We start from the raw sequence: 14,973 nt of genomic DNA on the forward strand, positions 1-14,973 counted from the left end.
GACAACCCTGTGGCAGGCAAACCCGAAATGTTGAAAGCTATGTTTAAGTTTTGGCGGCGGTAATTTTTTATTCCTAAACCTATAAGCCTTTTATTACAGTTCACTTTATACCCAAATTTAGTGAGTGGTGCGGTTGACAAATGCTCCTGCTTTTCCCCAATGTAAAAAAAATATTAACTTCTCTTCCCCCTTTTGCAATTTGCAGGTGTCTTTATAATTACAGGGGGAATGTATGCCCTAAAAATGAATATATGAGGAAAGAAGAAAGGATAAACATCCTGTTATTACTTTATTTAAACGGAACAATTACAACATGCGAAACCGTTGAGTTGGATTCTTTAACAAAAGAAGTTGATGAAAATGTGTTACAAGAGGCATTGGAGCAAGCATGGTTACTTACCGAAGAGAGGAAGGCATTGTTCACAGAGGAGGAAGCGGCTACTATGCTGCAAGGTATTTTACAGGTTCAAACGAAAAAGAACCTGGTTGTTTCTTTATTCAGCAAAAAATGGTGGTATGCCGCCAGTGCAGCAGCCGTGTTATTAGCTGGCTTTTTTGTCATCTATAAATTTGCAGGTACAGAGGCTAAGCCTTCGGTTGCACAACAACCTAACTCAACCTTGCAACAGGATGTGAAGCCGGGAGGTAACAGGGCGGTTCTGATGCTGGCAGACGGCAGTGAAATAGTACTTGACAGTGCCAGTAATGGATTGCTGGCAGAGCAGGGAAACGGAAAGGTGATGAAAACAAAAGAAGGACTGCGTTACCAGGCAGGTACTTCGGACGAAGAGTTGTACAACACAATTCAAACACCCCATGGCGGAGAATATCATGTCGTACTTTCTGATGGCACTCAAGTATGGTTAAACGCTTCTTCTTCTTTTCGTTTCCCAATTCGGTTTACCGGTAAAGAGCGAAGCGTTGAACTGGAAGGGGAAGGATATTTTGAAGTTGCGAAAAATACGTCTCAACCATTTAAAGTTTCTGTAGCAGGCAAAGGAGAAGTAGAGGTGCTGGGTACGCATTTTAATGTGAATGCTTATGAAGATGAAGATCGCATAAAAACCACGTTGCTGGAAGGGAGTGTGAAGTTCAGTGTGTTAAAGGGACAGGAAACATCTGTAACAATGATGCCGGGCCAGCAATCACAGTTAAGCAGTGATGGAAAATTACAACTGGTGAATGATGTGAATATGGAAGAAGCAGTGGCTTGGAAAAACGGCCAGTTTTATTTTGAAAGCGCCGACCTTAAAACCATTTTGCGGCAGTTTAAACGATGGTATGATGTAGAAGTGGTTTACGAAGCCACAGTCAGCAACCGGAAATACTTTGCTATTATCAGCAAGAAGAGTACACTTTTGGAAGTACTGAAAGCATTACAGGCAAATGATATTAAATACAGGATTGAGGGAAAAAAATTAATTGTACTGGCGGGCTGATGAAGAAAAAGTATTTATAACAGAAAGCCCCTGTTTGCGGCAGGGGCCTGAAGTTCAGGCATAAATAAAAAAGGGATTGACTCTTATTTCTAAAACCTAAACATTGCAAAACTATGCAATCAACTGCTATTACCCGAACTTTTGAGAAGGGCCCGGGGAATCAATTACCAAAACTTATCAGGGTTATGAAACTAACCACTCTTTTTCTCACTTTTTTCTGGTTACATGTAACCGCACGAACCGATGCTCAAACGGTTACACTGTCGGTTAAAAATGCACCGGTAAAGCAGGTACTATTACAGGTTCAAAAACAAACTGGCTTCAATATTATGGTGGAGGAGCAACTGCTGGATAAGGCAGGAAAGGTTACATTGAAAGTGAAAGATGCCTCCGTAGAAGCAGTACTCCGTTTGTGTTTTAAACAGGAGCAGTTTTTGTACAGCCTGGAAGACCGTACCATTGTTGTGCGTAAATCGACGCCGGCGGAAACCGTGGAAGAATTGGCTGCAGAAATAACAGGTAAGATTACTGATGAAGAAGGTAACCCCCTGGCAAAAGTATCTGTGTACAATATAACCACGAAGAAAGGGGTGATAAGTAACGATGAAGGAACATTCCGTATACAGGCATCTCAGGGCGATGTGATTCAGTTTTCTTATGTAGGTTTCATAACAAAGCAGGTGAAAATAACAGAAGGCACTACAACACTCACTATGAAACTGGAGCGTCGTGCGAGTGCAGCCGACGAGGTCATCATCACCGGTTATCAAAACGTACAGAAATCAAAAATGACCGGTTCTGTCTCCAAGGTGAAAGCTGAGGATTTACTGCTTAACGGAGCTACCACTATTGAACAGGCTTTACAGGGAAAAATGCCGGGTGTGGAGATCGTAAATAATTCCGGACAAATAGGAACCCGCCAAACAGTAAGAGTACGTGGTGTCTCCACACTGCTCGGAAATCAGGAGCCTGTTTGGGTGGTGGACGGTATCATACAGGAAGATCCGCTTCCGTTCCAGGCTAAGGAACTGAACAGGTTTAATCAGGAACCATCCGGTTCAGAATTGCTGAAAAATTTTATTGGCAGCGCTATTGCCTGGCTCAATCCGTATGATATTGAAGAGGTAACAGTTTTAAAAGATGCAGCTTCCACTGCCATCTATGGAGTTAAGGCAGCTAACGGTGTTATTCTCATTACAACCAAGAGAGGTAAAGCCGGCCGTGCCCCTGTTGTTTCTTATAATGCCAGCATATCTACTCAGTCCATGCTCACCTATGATAAGCTCAATCTCATGAATTCGAAAGAACGCATTGATGTGTCAAGAGAAATCTGGGAAAAAGGATTGACATCTACTACGGCACTGGATAATGTGGGGTACTCCGGATTGCTGAAACAGTATCTGGAGCAAAAACTCAGTTACGATGAATTTAATGCAGGGGTAAAGCAACTGGAAGTGAATAATACTAACTGGTTTGATGTATTGTATCAACGCCCGGTAAACCAGTCGCACAGCCTGAGCGTAAGCGGTGGAAGTGGAAACAGTTCCTATTATGGTTCATTTGGCGCCAACATGCAAAAGGGGCAGGCAAAAGGCAACGGGCAAACGGGTTACCAGGGAAGTGTAAGTTTTACCACCAATATCACTTCCCGGCTTGCAGCTTCAGTAAAAATTGCTGGCGGCTATGCAAAAACAGATGGCTTTTATAATACCGATCCATACAAATATGCCACAACCACCAGCAGGGTAATTCCGGCGTATAATGAGGATGGCACACTTTCGTATTACAATTACTGGAATTCAGGTTTACGGTTCAATGTGTTGAATGAACTATCGCAATCAGGAAACAGCAATACCAGAACCAACTTAAATACCGGAATCAGTATTCGGTACCGTTTCTCCGGTGGCTTCATGTTTGAATCATTGTTTGGTGCCAACTACTCCAATGTTAGCAGCGAAGCCTATGCAACAGAACGTTCCTATGCAATGACCAGAGACAGAGGGTATGAGTATGGTACTTACGGCCCCAATGACCAGCAGTTTAAAATGTCGAGGTTGCCCTTCGGCGGCATTCTTGTTACCGGCAATAACAGCAATTACAACTACACATGGAGGAATGGGCTGAATTATGGCCGCACGTTCAATAAAGTACATGTCGTAACCGGACTGCTGGGTATGGAGTTAAGAAGCAATATCTACAAAGCAACCAATGCAACGGTCTACGGCTATATGCCCGACCGTGGTAAGGTGGTCATTATGCCTCCGGGAATCATTCAGAACTCTATAGGGTCACCCGTTGAGAATTTGCTGTATTCGGCAGATCTTATTAATACAACTATTACAGACAGAACTGCTAATTATGTTTCTTATTACAGTAGCGGTAGCTATACATACGATAACAGGTATGTGATGAGCGTGTCTTTGAGAGGAGATGCATCTAACCGCTTTGGGCAGGATACACGGGCAAGGTTTAAACCCATTTGGGCTGTTGGTGGGAGATGGAATGTAGCCAATGAAAAATTCTTTCGGAAAACCAGCTGGTTGAATGATCTCAGCGTTCGTGCCTCTTATGGATTTCAGGGGAACGTGGCAGAAAATTTCGGTCCAGACCTGATTATAAAAATTCCTGCCGGAACAAATGCTATCAGTAATCTTACTGGAGAACCCATCTACCGTATCAGTAACATGCCTTATTCTAATCTGCGCTGGGAAAAAACACAAACAGTCAACCTGGGACTTGATTTTAATTTTCTTGGCGGAAGAATAGGTGCTTCACTGGATTATTATAACAAGCGCAGCAGAGACCTTATTGTTATGAAGGATGTTCCTTTCGAAAACGGAGTTACACAAATGCCCGTGAAGAGTGGTACGCTTAATAATTCAGGTATTGACCTGTCGTTGAATTTTATACCCGTACGCACAAAGGATTTTACCTGGACAGTTGGCATAAACAGTGCCCGGAACTTTAATAAAGTTACCAGCCGTCAGGTGCAAAATCCAACCTGGAATACAGCCAAATCGGGCACCTATTATGTGGAAGGATATGCAGTATCTTCTTTCTGGGTATTTGATTTTGCCGGCCTTGATTCAGCCACCGGTATTCCGTTGATCAATCTTCCTACAACGGCGCAGAATCCCAATGTGAAGTTTGATGCAGCTGCCTTTATGAAGTACGCCGGTAAATTCAATGCTGATTTTACCGGTGGATTCAATACCAGCTTCCGCTATAAAACACTTACTGTCAGCAGCAGTATGTATCTGTCAACGGGAGCACATAAATTACTGGCTCAGTTGTATTCTGTTGATATGATCAGAAGCACTCCTTATGAGTACAACAACCTTCCCCAGTTGCTCGTAAACAGGTGGAGGAAACCGGGCGATCATTTAACAACCGATATCCCTTCATTACCGCAGGCAACTGTAGGGTTCCTCACCATTCCATCGGGCGCCCAAACGTTTGGGAACCAAAGCCAGGGATCAAGTGAAACACCTTATACGTTGTATAATTTCAGTACAGCAAGAGTGGTGAATGCTTCATTTCTGCGTGTTAATAATATAAGTGTCAGTTATAGTCTGCCCGCAAAAATTGCAAAACGAATCTTTAGCAAAACAGCCATGATTGGTTACAGTATTAGCAATGTGTACACATTTGTAAGCAGGGATTATAAGGGATTAGATCCGGAAGTGGCAGCGGGCTCACAGCCTTTACCACGTATTCATGCATTCAATCTGGCCATTACATTTTAAATCAACTGAATTGTATTTATGAAACGACTAATATTTCTTTCTGTATCGCTGGCCGCTCTTTTTGTGCTGGCTGGATGTAAAAAATTTCTGACAGAGACAAGTCAGGATGAAATAAGACCTTCTACTATTAGCGATTTGGTAGCCCTGATGGCGGGAGATGGCTATCCTTATCAAACCAATCTGAGCCCCATTCTTGATCTGATTTCAGACAATGTTCAATGTAATGGAGGCCAGGGCAATGTAGCTCTCTCAGAGGTGGTTCGCAAAGGGAGAGCTCCTTTTACCTGGATGAAAAATTTGTATCAGGAAGCACTTTTGCCTGGAGGATTAGCCACGGCATACCTGAATTCCTGGCAGACTATGTATGGTAAAATTGCCGGATGTAACACTGTTATTGCTTATATAGACAGGGTGTCTGGCACCGAAACCGAAAAGAACAACCTGCGTGGTCAGGCATTAACCATGAGGGCTTACTACTACTTTATGTTGGTGAATATGTATGGGAAACCCTATAACGCTGAAGGGGTAAATCCGGAAACCAGCTCAGGCGTGCCTTTGAAGTTACGGATGGAGGTTACAGATTCCCTTTATCCACGAAACACTGTTGCAGAAGTATATGCGCAGATAGAAGCAGATTTAAAAGCGGGTTTGAAGTATATGAAGGATTACCCGCAGAACAATAATACTTATAAAATGAATCCGCTGGCGGCATATGCCATGCTATCCCGCCTGTATCTATATCAAGAGAAGTGGGAGCAAGCAATTGCTTATGCTGATTCTGTAATCGCAGTTCGGCCAAATCTTACACAACTTAGTACATACAAGGGACGACCCATAGGGGGATATTATCTGTTTAATAACGGAACCACATTTGAATATTCCAATCGTATTTACGACCCCATCCTGAGTAAAGAAATTATCTGGCAATTCTCGGCCATAGGAACCGGTACCGGCAGCAGTGAGGATGAAGTGTTTCGCTCTTCTGTATTTTCGGCAGCTTATAGCAACACAATTGAGCCCCCCTATAGTGTGTCCAACAGCCTGCTTTCGCTTTACGAAACCCGGCCATTATCTGATACGGCTGTGTACCTGGGAGATTTGCGCTTACGTACCTATTTCTTGACCTCCTTGTATTTCGTTACTACCAGTCCCGTCGTATATGGGTTTAAATTTTATGGAGGAAGCAAGGGTGTGGGCGGTGATGGTTTACGTGTTTCAGAAATGTACCTCAACCGTGCTGAAGCTAAAATTCAGATGGCCATCAAGAATGCGAATGTCTCTCTTTTACAGACAGCGTTGAATGATCTCAACACTTTACGGAGTGCCCGCTATGATGCCAGAAGGCCTTATTCGCCGGTTGTTATTACTGACGCTCAGCAATTGCTTACATTTTGCAAAGAAGAAAGACGCAGAGAGTTTCCGTTAGAAGGCGGCCACCGCTGGTTCGACTTACGCCGTTGGGGGATGCCTTCTATTTCCCATTTCTATGAAGAAGATCCCGGAACGGGGCAAACTTATACCCTGGAAAAGGGTGATAGCCGGTATATACTGCCCATTCCTAATGCCGTATTGGAAAGAAATGCCATGATCTCTCAAAACCCCTGATTATTCACTGGTAAAAAAATCACAATGAAACAACTACAAAATATATTCATGACTCTCCTGGCAGTGTTGTTACTGGCTGCCTGTGTGAAAAAAGAATCAAAACTCACTCCTTCCAGTATCAATGAGTTTGGATACAAACTGTTACAAGGAAATAATAGTTATGATCAGCGGATTATGGACTATTATAACCGTTACGGCGTCTATATGCTTTATAAGTTCACTCCGAAAGATTCCTACTGGGCTGTTACCAAATGGGATTCGGCCTACAGGATGGTTCCGGCCGATTCTGATTATGTGGATCGGCAGCTGGATCTGATTGATACAACTTTTTTCCGGTACTATCAGGATTCCACACTGCGTAAATATCTACCTGTTAAATTCCTGCTCTGCAGTTCTATCCGCTTTAATGGTGCTGGTGCCCAGCTGGATGGATATCTTACAACCACCAGTACAACCGGTTGGATTTATGAAACATTCATTTCCAACTGGGGCAGTAGCCGCATTCTGAATATCCGTGGGGTGAGAGATTCAGCAGTATTGTTCAGAAGCAATATGAACTATGGCTTTCTGCGGTTGATGGATTTAAAAAGTAAAATGAGTCGTTCTGATGTGTTTATTGGTTCGTCTGACTATTCAACAGCGATTATCAATACCACTCAGGCTCAAAGATACAAACGGGGCTTCCTCTCCACTTCAGTAAGTACCACTCCACCCAGTTCACAGACTGACTGGTTAAATTATATACAGGCAATTGTACAGAATCCTTATACTTATCTCACAAGTACCAGTGGTATTAATTCCAATACCACAACTTACCAGGGTATTCTTACACCTGTTAAGGACTCCAGCGGTTTAATCAGAAAAAAGTATGAAGAGATTACTAATTACTACAAAACCAATTACAATATTGATCTGCAGCGAATAGGCGACGGGAGGCTTTAAAGCAACGTTCTGATAATACTGTAAGATCCCTGGCTTTTTCAGGCTCCAGACAGAGTATGGACTGCTTACTATTATTTTATTTATTTATTCAACAATAATTCAAAATCTAAACAATGAAGCGAATTAATCATGTACAAGTGTTTGCAGCAACTGTGTTGTTTGCTGTTATACTTATGGCCAGTTGTGCACAGGCTCCATCCAGAAAAAAAATGCCCGGTTACCTGAATGCAGAGGACTTTGAGGCGGCTTATCCGTTTAAAACAAAAGCAGGCCGCACAGCAGAGTTTTCACTTACTGCATCCGATGAAAACCTGTTGTTTGAGGGAAGCGTTCAGAAATTTGTTACAGTGCCTTTGCCCGATCCATCGTTCGACTTGCTGGTGGCTGATCTGATTGAACAGTATAAACCTTACGCCGCTACTATGATTGCTGCCTGGGTAAAACAGGGCAACCAGGGTGTAATTTTTGATTTGCGCAATTCTTCTGACGAAGGAACCAGTGCCACCTGCAGAGTGGAAAAACCAGGCGAGTTTTCATTGCCAGTCATCTTTCGCTGGGATGCCGGTAGTGCTTCACGGGCCAATGTTTTTATGACATTGTTGATGAATACGCCCGGATTTAATACGAAACGCATCAATTAGATTTCTCTTTTTTAAACTTCCGGAAAAAAATCATCACATGAAAATCTTGCCGGATCACTTCAATTATTTATTAAAACTACAAAATGAAGCATACACGTTTTTTGAAAGAGTTTCTGCTCAGTTTAGCAGGGCTGCTCTTAGTTATCTTTGTTGCAGAAGCACAACTAAAGATTGGAACTTCATCGGGCTCACAGGAACCGGCAAAGGAAGATACAACCAAGCCGGCACCAAGGGTTGCCACCAAACCTTATGCAAGTGTTGTTAACAAAAACTTCACCAGCAAGTGGGGATTATTTGCGGTACACCAGTTCCGTGATAAAATTTATTTTGAAATTCCTGATTCAATTCTCAAACAGGATATCATGATCATTAATCGTCTTGTAAGAGTGCCTGCCGGTCATGGAATGTATGCCGGCGAAGCTTTGGATGAAAGAACGATATGGTTTGAAAAAGGACCCGATTCAACAATTCAGATCCGATACGATCTGTTAATTAATGAAGCTGATTCTTCCAGCGCTATTTATAAAGCTGTAATAAAATCCAGTGAAAACCCGATTGTGGCCAGTTTTCCAGTAATGGCTTACGGCAAAGGAAGTGCCGTGATTGATGTTTCAAAATTTCTGAAGGAGAAAAATTTCATCAACGGTATTCATGCATCTACAGCCCTGGCACAAAATGCCAATGTGGGCGGCATGAAGGATTTTTATATCGAATCAATCCGTGTCTATCCTGTGAATGTAGAAATCTCCATCAGCAAGACCATGCCATCATCGTCCAAATTGCTGCCGCCCGGTACGCCCGCTACAATCGAAACAAACACTTCTTTTATTGCACTCCCCAAAGTGCCCATGCAGCGTCGTTATTTTGATCCAAGGGTAGGTTATTTTGCAGATTTCTTTTACGAGTTTGGCGATGCACAACAGAAAACAAAACTGCGGCAATTTATTATGCGCTGGCGAATGGAACCCAAACCAGAAGATAGGGATAAATGGAAGCGGGGTGAACTGGTGGAACCGCAAAAACCCATCGTAATTTATATTGATCCGGCTACACCTAAGCAGTGGAGATCTTATTTGATTGCAGGTGTAAATGACTGGCAGGTTGCATTTGGGCAGGCAGGATTTAAAAATGCAATTATAGGAAAAGAATGGCCGGAAGGCGATACCAGTATGAATATGGAAGATGCCCGTTATTCATTTGTACGGTACCTGCCCTCCGAAATTCCCAATGCCTATGGTCCTAACGTGCATGATCCAAGGAGTGGAGAAATAATTCAAACTCATATTGGCTGGTATCACAACGTAATGGAATTACTGAGTAATTGGTATATGACGCAGGCTTCAGCGGTTGATCCACAGGCACGCACCCCCATATTGAATGAAAAATTGATGGGGGAGTTGATTCGCTTTGTATCGAGTCATGAAGTTGGTCACACACTGGGGTTGCGCCACAACTTCGGCAGCAGCAGCCGCACTCCGGTAGATAGTTTGCGCAGCAAAACCTATCTGGATAAATTCGGGCACACGGCCAGCATCATGGATTATGCACGTTTTAATTATGTGGCACAACCCGAGGATGGGTTAACACAGCAGCAACTGTTTCCCCGTATTGGCGATTATGATAAATGGGCCATTGAATGGGGTTACAAATATGTAGCTGCACCCGATGCGGATGCAGATAACAAGATCGTTCGTACATGGATCAAGGAACGCCTGAAAAATCCGAGACTCTGGTTTGGCGACGGCGAAACCAAAAGATTTGATCCTCAATGTCAAACAGAAGATCTGGGAGATGATGCCATAATAGCAAGCCGCTATGGTATCAAAAACCTGCAACGGATTCTTCCCAACCTGCCGCAATGGACATTTGAAGAAGGAGGTTTGAATGAAAACCTGGCCAATATGTACAAACAGGTGCAAAACCAGTTTACACGTTATATGTTGCATGTACTGAAAAATATCAGTGGTGTCAATCATGTTTTCCGTAGTGAAGAAGAAGGTGGCCCCTTGTATGAGGTTGTGCCCAAAGGAAAACAAAAATCAGCTCTCACTTTCTTTGATGAGCAGGTGTTTACTACACCTATGTGGCTTCTGGATAAGAATGTCGTAAGTCGGGTAACTCTTCCTGCGGGTCAGAATTATGTGGAAGAGATACAGGTGCGTATGCTCAACACCTTGCTTGACATAGGGATGGTGACAAAGCTACAGGCAAATGTGCAGCAGTTCGGGAATAATGCGTTCCCTGTGGAAGAATACATTGCTACCATTCATAAGAGTATCTGGAAAGAAATACTTGGTACAGGACCTGTGAAAATGGATGCATACCGCCGCAATCTGCAAAAAACTTACTTCGGTGCAATGACTGAAATCATTATGTCAAAAGATCCTGTTTATACAGAAACGGAAGCTTCCTCGATTATCAGAGCCGATATGTTTCTGTTAAAAACAGAAATAGATAAGGCCATTCTGCGCTCAACAGAGCCATTAACACTCTATCATCTGAAAGATATCCAGGAACGGTTTAAAACAGCCTTCAATTCGAAACTGTAATTTTTTCTCATGCTGATTGATTTTTAAATTCAGCGGGCAGGTGTTTCCACACCTGCCTTTTTTTTAAAAGAAGATCTCTATCAGTTGGATAAAAACTGTTACAATGTAACTGCCCGAATGTAACCTTCCGTAATTCTGTGAAGAAGGTTGTGTCATCTTGTTTTGGTAATGGAAGAGTATCGTTATTCTGTTCAGTGTATAGTCAACTGATATTGATTCTTCCTGAGTTAGCAAAGAAAGGGTTTTGATCATTTGCCTGAATTTTCAAGTATAACTGACGTAACAGCTAAAACACTGCTTTCCATACAAGGAAGGGAAATTTGATATAGTCGATGAGCTATCAGCTGTAAAAGATGTATCATGGAGATAATACTTGATCTGCAAACACAACGTACCAGTTGTGAGATATGTTTAATTGCCTGTTTCAAAAGAACTGTATTTCAGAATTGATTATTTTAGAATATTCAAACCGTTTTATGAAAAAACTAAGTTCTGTTTTACTGCTTCTGCTGTATGTTATTTCTGCATTCACCCAATCATTGCCAAGAAGCATTCCTGAAGCGGAGGGTGTTTCTTCAGCCGCCATTATACGGTTCATTGATGCTTATCAAACAAAGAAACATGAATTACATTCTGTAATGATCATCAGGCATGGAAAAGTAATTGCCGAAGGATGGTGGTCGCCTTACAGGGCTGATTTAAAACATTCGATGTATTCAGTAAGTAAAAGCTGGACTTCCACTGCTATTGGTTTTGCTGTTGATGAAAAGAAGCTTTCCGTCGATGATAAAGTAATTTCTTTTTTTCCTGAATATGCAAGCCTGTCATCGAAACCATATCTGGCCGACCTAAAAGTGAAGGATCTGTTGACTATGTCTGTGGGTCATGCGAAGGAAATGTTTGAACGGGTGTTTATGCAGGCAGACTGGGCCAAAGGATTTCTTGAAATACCTATTGTCAATGTTCCCGGAACAAAATTTTTATACAATACGTTAGCTACTTATATGCTGTCGGCAATTGTACAAAAAGTAACGGGGCAAACAGTAATGGATTACCTGCAACCAAGATTATTTACTCCGCTTGGTATTTCAGGAATTGACTGGGAAATGAACTACAAAGGAATCAATACCGGAGGCTGGGGCATTCGTGTAAAAACAGAAGATATGGCTAAGCTGGGTTTGCTTTACCTGAATCAGGGAAAGTTTAATGGCAAACAAATTCTTTCAGCCGATTGGGTAAAAGAAGCAACAGGCAAACAGATTGAACAGAACCCAAGTGCTACACAGGAGAAAAAAGATTCTTCTGATTGGTTACAAGGATATGGATACCAGTTTTGGCGCTGCCGTAACAATGCGTTCCGTGCCGATGGTGCATTCGGACAATATATTGTGATGATGCCTGAACTGGATGCCGTTGTTGTAATTACATCAGAATCGCTCGATTTACAGGATGATTTAAATATGATCTGGAAATATTTACTGCCTGCATTCAATACAACTGCATTGAATCCAGATCCAAAAAGCTTACGTCAGTTAAAGAAAAAAACAAACCGGTTAAAACTCGATCCGCCTGTTTCGCATTTGCGAAAAGGCGATGAGCATTTACTCAACACAACATTTGCATTAACTGCAAATGCATTTGATTTCAGGAACCTCACGATTCAGAAAAAGAAAAAAAATTGGTCGTTGCAGATTGAAACAAAGGATAAGAAAACACATCTTATTCCACTTGGCTTTGAAACATGGAGTTTTGGAGAAACCAAACTGGTTGGTCCTTATCTCTTACGTCCAGCCCCCGTGAATTTTGGGTTATTATATCCTTTCAAAGTTGCCGGCAGTTGCAGATGGCTTGATGGGCAGACGCTGGAAGTAACAGTAAGATATATTGAAAGTCCGCATCACTGGACAATGACCATGAAACTTGAAGAAGGCCAATTAAAATTAAAAATGATCAACTCGTATAACCCCGAAACCGTTATTGAAATAACCGGGAAACAATAAGAAAGAAATTTATAAATCAATTACTCTTCTTTCTTTACTGCTCTGAAAGGCTGCCTCAATAATTTTAATCACTTTCATTCCATCTTCAGCAGTTACAGGAGGTGGCTGATTGTTGCGGATGGCTTGATAAACGCCTTCGTAATAATCGGTATAGTTTCCTTTCAGCGAAGGAATATATTCTTTAATGATCTTTCCATTGATTTCTGAATGCAGTAGGCCTTTTTCTGATTCAGGTTCTATTCCATAACCATCTTCAGTTGGTAACATGCCCGATTGCAGTTGTTCCTCCTGCATATCTGTTTTTGGTTTAATAAATGAGCCCTTGCTTCCATGTATAATATAACCTGGCAATGCTTCACGAACCTGGTAACTTGCTTTAACACGAACACGATGTACAGGATAGTAGAGCAGCAGTTCAAAATAATCATCCACCTTCGATACAGGGCGCATGACGGCAATATCAGCAAACACAGCTTGGGGCATTCCGAATAATTGCAGAGCCTGGTCAATTAAATGTGAGCCGAGATCATATAAACATCCTGTTCCGGGTATGGGTGTTTCTTTGTGCTGCTTTGGACTCAGTTCTTCTTTATACCGATCGAAATGAAATTCGGCTTCAACGATATCGCCCAATAATTTTTCCTCAAGCACTTTTTTGATTGTTCTGTAATCACTGTCGTAACGGCGGTTTTGAAAAACAGATAATTGCTTGTTTTGCTTTGCTGCGTTCTGAATTAATTCTTCGGCCTCTGCAACTGTAGCAGTAAATGGTTTTTCACAAATCACATGTTTGTCTGCAAGTAATGCCTGTTTGGCAAAATCATAATGAGTAGTGTTAGGCGTATTCACCACCACTAATTCAACCAACTCATCAGCCACTAATTCTTCCAGTGTACGGTACACTTTTACTTCAGGATATTTTTCCTGAGCCAGGTTTTTGCTTCTTACCCAAACGGCATAAAAACGAAAACCGGGATGTGTGCTGATGAAGGGAGCATGAAACACCCATCCACTCATTCCAAAAGAACAGATTGCTGTATTGATTGGCTGCATAATTTTTTATTGAGTTGCCCGAAGTTAATCTTCTTTCTTTTTCACAACCAGGAACCAATCATTTTCTAAGGGCAGGTATCCATAATCATAACAATAGAAATAAGTCTTCCCTGTTTTTGTTGTGTAAAGATGTGTGAGGTATTTGAAGTGAAAACCCAGTCGTTGCAGCTTGTCTTTATTGGCTTTGGCTGTTTCTTCACCATCAGGTAAAATACTTTCCAAGATCTTCCTGTTTTTTAAAAGAGTGTTGTTGATATTTCTCACATAACTGCTGTGAACTCCCTTAGCTTTTTGCAGGTTGTTGTAACTGTTACGGCAGTAATCATCGCAAAATTTCTTATCGACTCTTCCTTTTAGTGTTTTGCCACAGGCCAGGCAGGTTTTGCTGTCAGATGCAGTCATAGCAAGTGTTTTGAAGGATCAATATACAATTATTTATCCGTGTGCAAACGTTTTTACACGTTTAGCTTCGGGAGTAAACGGATAAAAACCGGATAAGGCTTTTGTGCCGGACCATCTTTGTGTTGTCAATCGGCAATAACATCAACGGTTGACTGAGATAACAAAATTCAAAACAATTAAATTTCAAAGTCATGTACGCACTTAAGAACAAAGTTCAACTGATTGGTAACCTAGGCAACGCACCGGAAGTAAGAACATTAGATGGTGGTAAAAAAATGGCAAAGTTCAGTATTGCAACAAACGAAACCTACCGTAACGCAAAAGGAGAGAAAGTAACCGAAACACAGTGGCATAATATGATTGCCTGGGGGAAGGTAGCCGAGATTGCCGAAAAGTATTTAACCAAAGGAAAAGAAGTAGTGGTTGAAGGAAAGCTGGTAAACAGAAATTACACAGACAAAGAAGGGAATAAAAAATACAGTACTGAAGTGCAGGTGAATGAGTTGCTGTTGCTGGGAGAAAAAGGGAAGGCTTAAATTACTGCCACGAATTGCACGAATCTTCACGAATAAAACAATTCTTTCGTGTTGATTTGT

At 41.9% G+C, this 14,973-nt stretch carries 10 protein-coding genes; 8 read left to right on the forward strand and 2 right to left on the reverse strand.

Going from position 1 to position 14,973, the window contains the following annotated elements:
* Positions 1–251 precede the first annotated feature (251 nt).
* The 7 genes from IPK31_08995 (at position 252) to IPK31_09025 (ending at position 12,922) form a co-directional block, all read left to right on the forward strand.
* The gene (locus IPK31_08995; protein MBK8088061.1) at positions 252–1,439 is read left to right on the forward strand and encodes a FecR domain-containing protein; all 1,188 of its coding nucleotides are present in this window, start codon (positions 252–254) and stop codon (positions 1,437–1,439) included.
* 185 nt (positions 1,440–1,624) lie between these two features.
* Positions 1,625–5,185, forward strand: coding sequence for a SusC/RagA family TonB-linked outer membrane protein (locus tag IPK31_09000; protein MBK8088062.1), 3,561 nt, complete (start codon positions 1,625–1,627; stop codon positions 5,183–5,185).
* 18 nt (positions 5,186–5,203) lie between these two features.
* Positions 5,204–6,790, forward strand: coding sequence for a RagB/SusD family nutrient uptake outer membrane protein (locus IPK31_09005; protein ID MBK8088063.1), 1,587 nt, complete (start codon positions 5,204–5,206; stop codon positions 6,788–6,790).
* 24 nt (positions 6,791–6,814) lie between these two features.
* Positions 6,815–7,732: a hypothetical protein gene (locus IPK31_09010; protein ID MBK8088064.1), complete on the forward strand. Its 918-nt coding sequence runs from the start codon at positions 6,815–6,817 to the stop codon at positions 7,730–7,732.
* A gap of 113 nt (positions 7,733–7,845) precedes the next feature.
* Entirely contained in the window at positions 7,846–8,373 is a 528-nt protein-coding gene (locus tag IPK31_09015) for a hypothetical protein (GenBank protein MBK8088065.1), read from the forward strand.
* An 83-nt stretch (positions 8,374–8,456) separates the two neighbouring features.
* The gene (locus IPK31_09020; GenBank protein ID MBK8088066.1) at positions 8,457–10,922 is read left to right on the forward strand and encodes a zinc-dependent metalloprotease; all 2,466 of its coding nucleotides are present in this window, start codon (positions 8,457–8,459) and stop codon (positions 10,920–10,922) included.
* Between the two features lie 476 nt (positions 10,923–11,398).
* The gene (locus IPK31_09025) at positions 11,399–12,922 is read left to right on the forward strand and encodes a serine hydrolase (GenBank protein ID MBK8088067.1); all 1,524 of its coding nucleotides are present in this window, start codon (positions 11,399–11,401) and stop codon (positions 12,920–12,922) included.
* Positions 12,923–12,931: 9 nt separating this feature from the next.
* Here the strand turns inward: IPK31_09025 and IPK31_09030 are convergent, their stop codons facing one another.
* The gene (locus IPK31_09030) at positions 12,932–13,975 is read right to left on the reverse strand and encodes a Gfo/Idh/MocA family oxidoreductase (GenBank protein ID MBK8088068.1); all 1,044 of its coding nucleotides are present in this window, start codon (positions 13,973–13,975) and stop codon (positions 12,932–12,934) included.
* A gap of 24 nt (positions 13,976–13,999) precedes the next feature.
* Positions 14,000–14,377 carry a hypothetical protein gene (locus tag IPK31_09035; GenBank protein ID MBK8088069.1) on the reverse strand — a complete coding sequence of 126 codons (378 nt, stop codon included), beginning with the start codon at positions 14,375–14,377 and terminating at the stop codon, positions 14,000–14,002.
* Positions 14,378–14,568: 191 nt separating this feature from the next.
* Here IPK31_09035 and IPK31_09040 point away from each other — a divergent pair, with 191 nt between their 5' ends.
* Positions 14,569–14,913 carry a single-stranded DNA-binding protein gene (locus IPK31_09040; GenBank protein MBK8088070.1) on the forward strand — a complete coding sequence of 115 codons (345 nt, stop codon included), beginning with the start codon at positions 14,569–14,571 and terminating at the stop codon, positions 14,911–14,913.
* Positions 14,914–14,973: the final 60 nt, after the last annotated feature.

It is taken from the genome of Chitinophagaceae bacterium, from assembly GCA_016713085.1.
In the GTDB taxonomy this organism is placed as follows: domain Bacteria; phylum Bacteroidota; class Bacteroidia; order Chitinophagales; family Chitinophagaceae; genus Lacibacter.

What these genes read in the sequence shown, in the direction of transcription:
- IPK31_09035 (MBK8088069.1), bottom strand. Translation starts at nt 14,377, where the DNA reads ATGACTGCATCTGACAGCAAAACCTGCCTGGCCTGTGGCAAAACACTA.
- IPK31_09040 (MBK8088070.1), top strand. Translation starts at nt 14,569, where the DNA reads ATGTACGCACTTAAGAACAAAGTTCAACTGATTGGTAACCTAGGCAAC.
- IPK31_09020 (MBK8088066.1), top strand. Translation starts at nt 8,457, where the DNA reads ATGAAGCATACACGTTTTTTGAAAGAGTTTCTGCTCAGTTTAGCAGGG.
- IPK31_08995 (MBK8088061.1), top strand. Translation starts at nt 252, where the DNA reads ATGAGGAAAGAAGAAAGGATAAACATCCTGTTATTACTTTATTTAAAC.
- IPK31_09000 (MBK8088062.1), top strand. Translation starts at nt 1,625, where the DNA reads ATGAAACTAACCACTCTTTTTCTCACTTTTTTCTGGTTACATGTAACC.
- IPK31_09015 (MBK8088065.1), top strand. Translation starts at nt 7,846, where the DNA reads ATGAAGCGAATTAATCATGTACAAGTGTTTGCAGCAACTGTGTTGTTT.
- IPK31_09005 (MBK8088063.1), top strand. Translation starts at nt 5,204, where the DNA reads ATGAAACGACTAATATTTCTTTCTGTATCGCTGGCCGCTCTTTTTGTG.
- IPK31_09025 (MBK8088067.1), top strand. Translation starts at nt 11,399, where the DNA reads ATGAAAAAACTAAGTTCTGTTTTACTGCTTCTGCTGTATGTTATTTCT.
- IPK31_09030 (MBK8088068.1), bottom strand. Translation starts at nt 13,975, where the DNA reads ATGCAGCCAATCAATACAGCAATCTGTTCTTTTGGAATGAGTGGATGG.
- IPK31_09010 (MBK8088064.1), top strand. Translation starts at nt 6,815, where the DNA reads ATGAAACAACTACAAAATATATTCATGACTCTCCTGGCAGTGTTGTTA.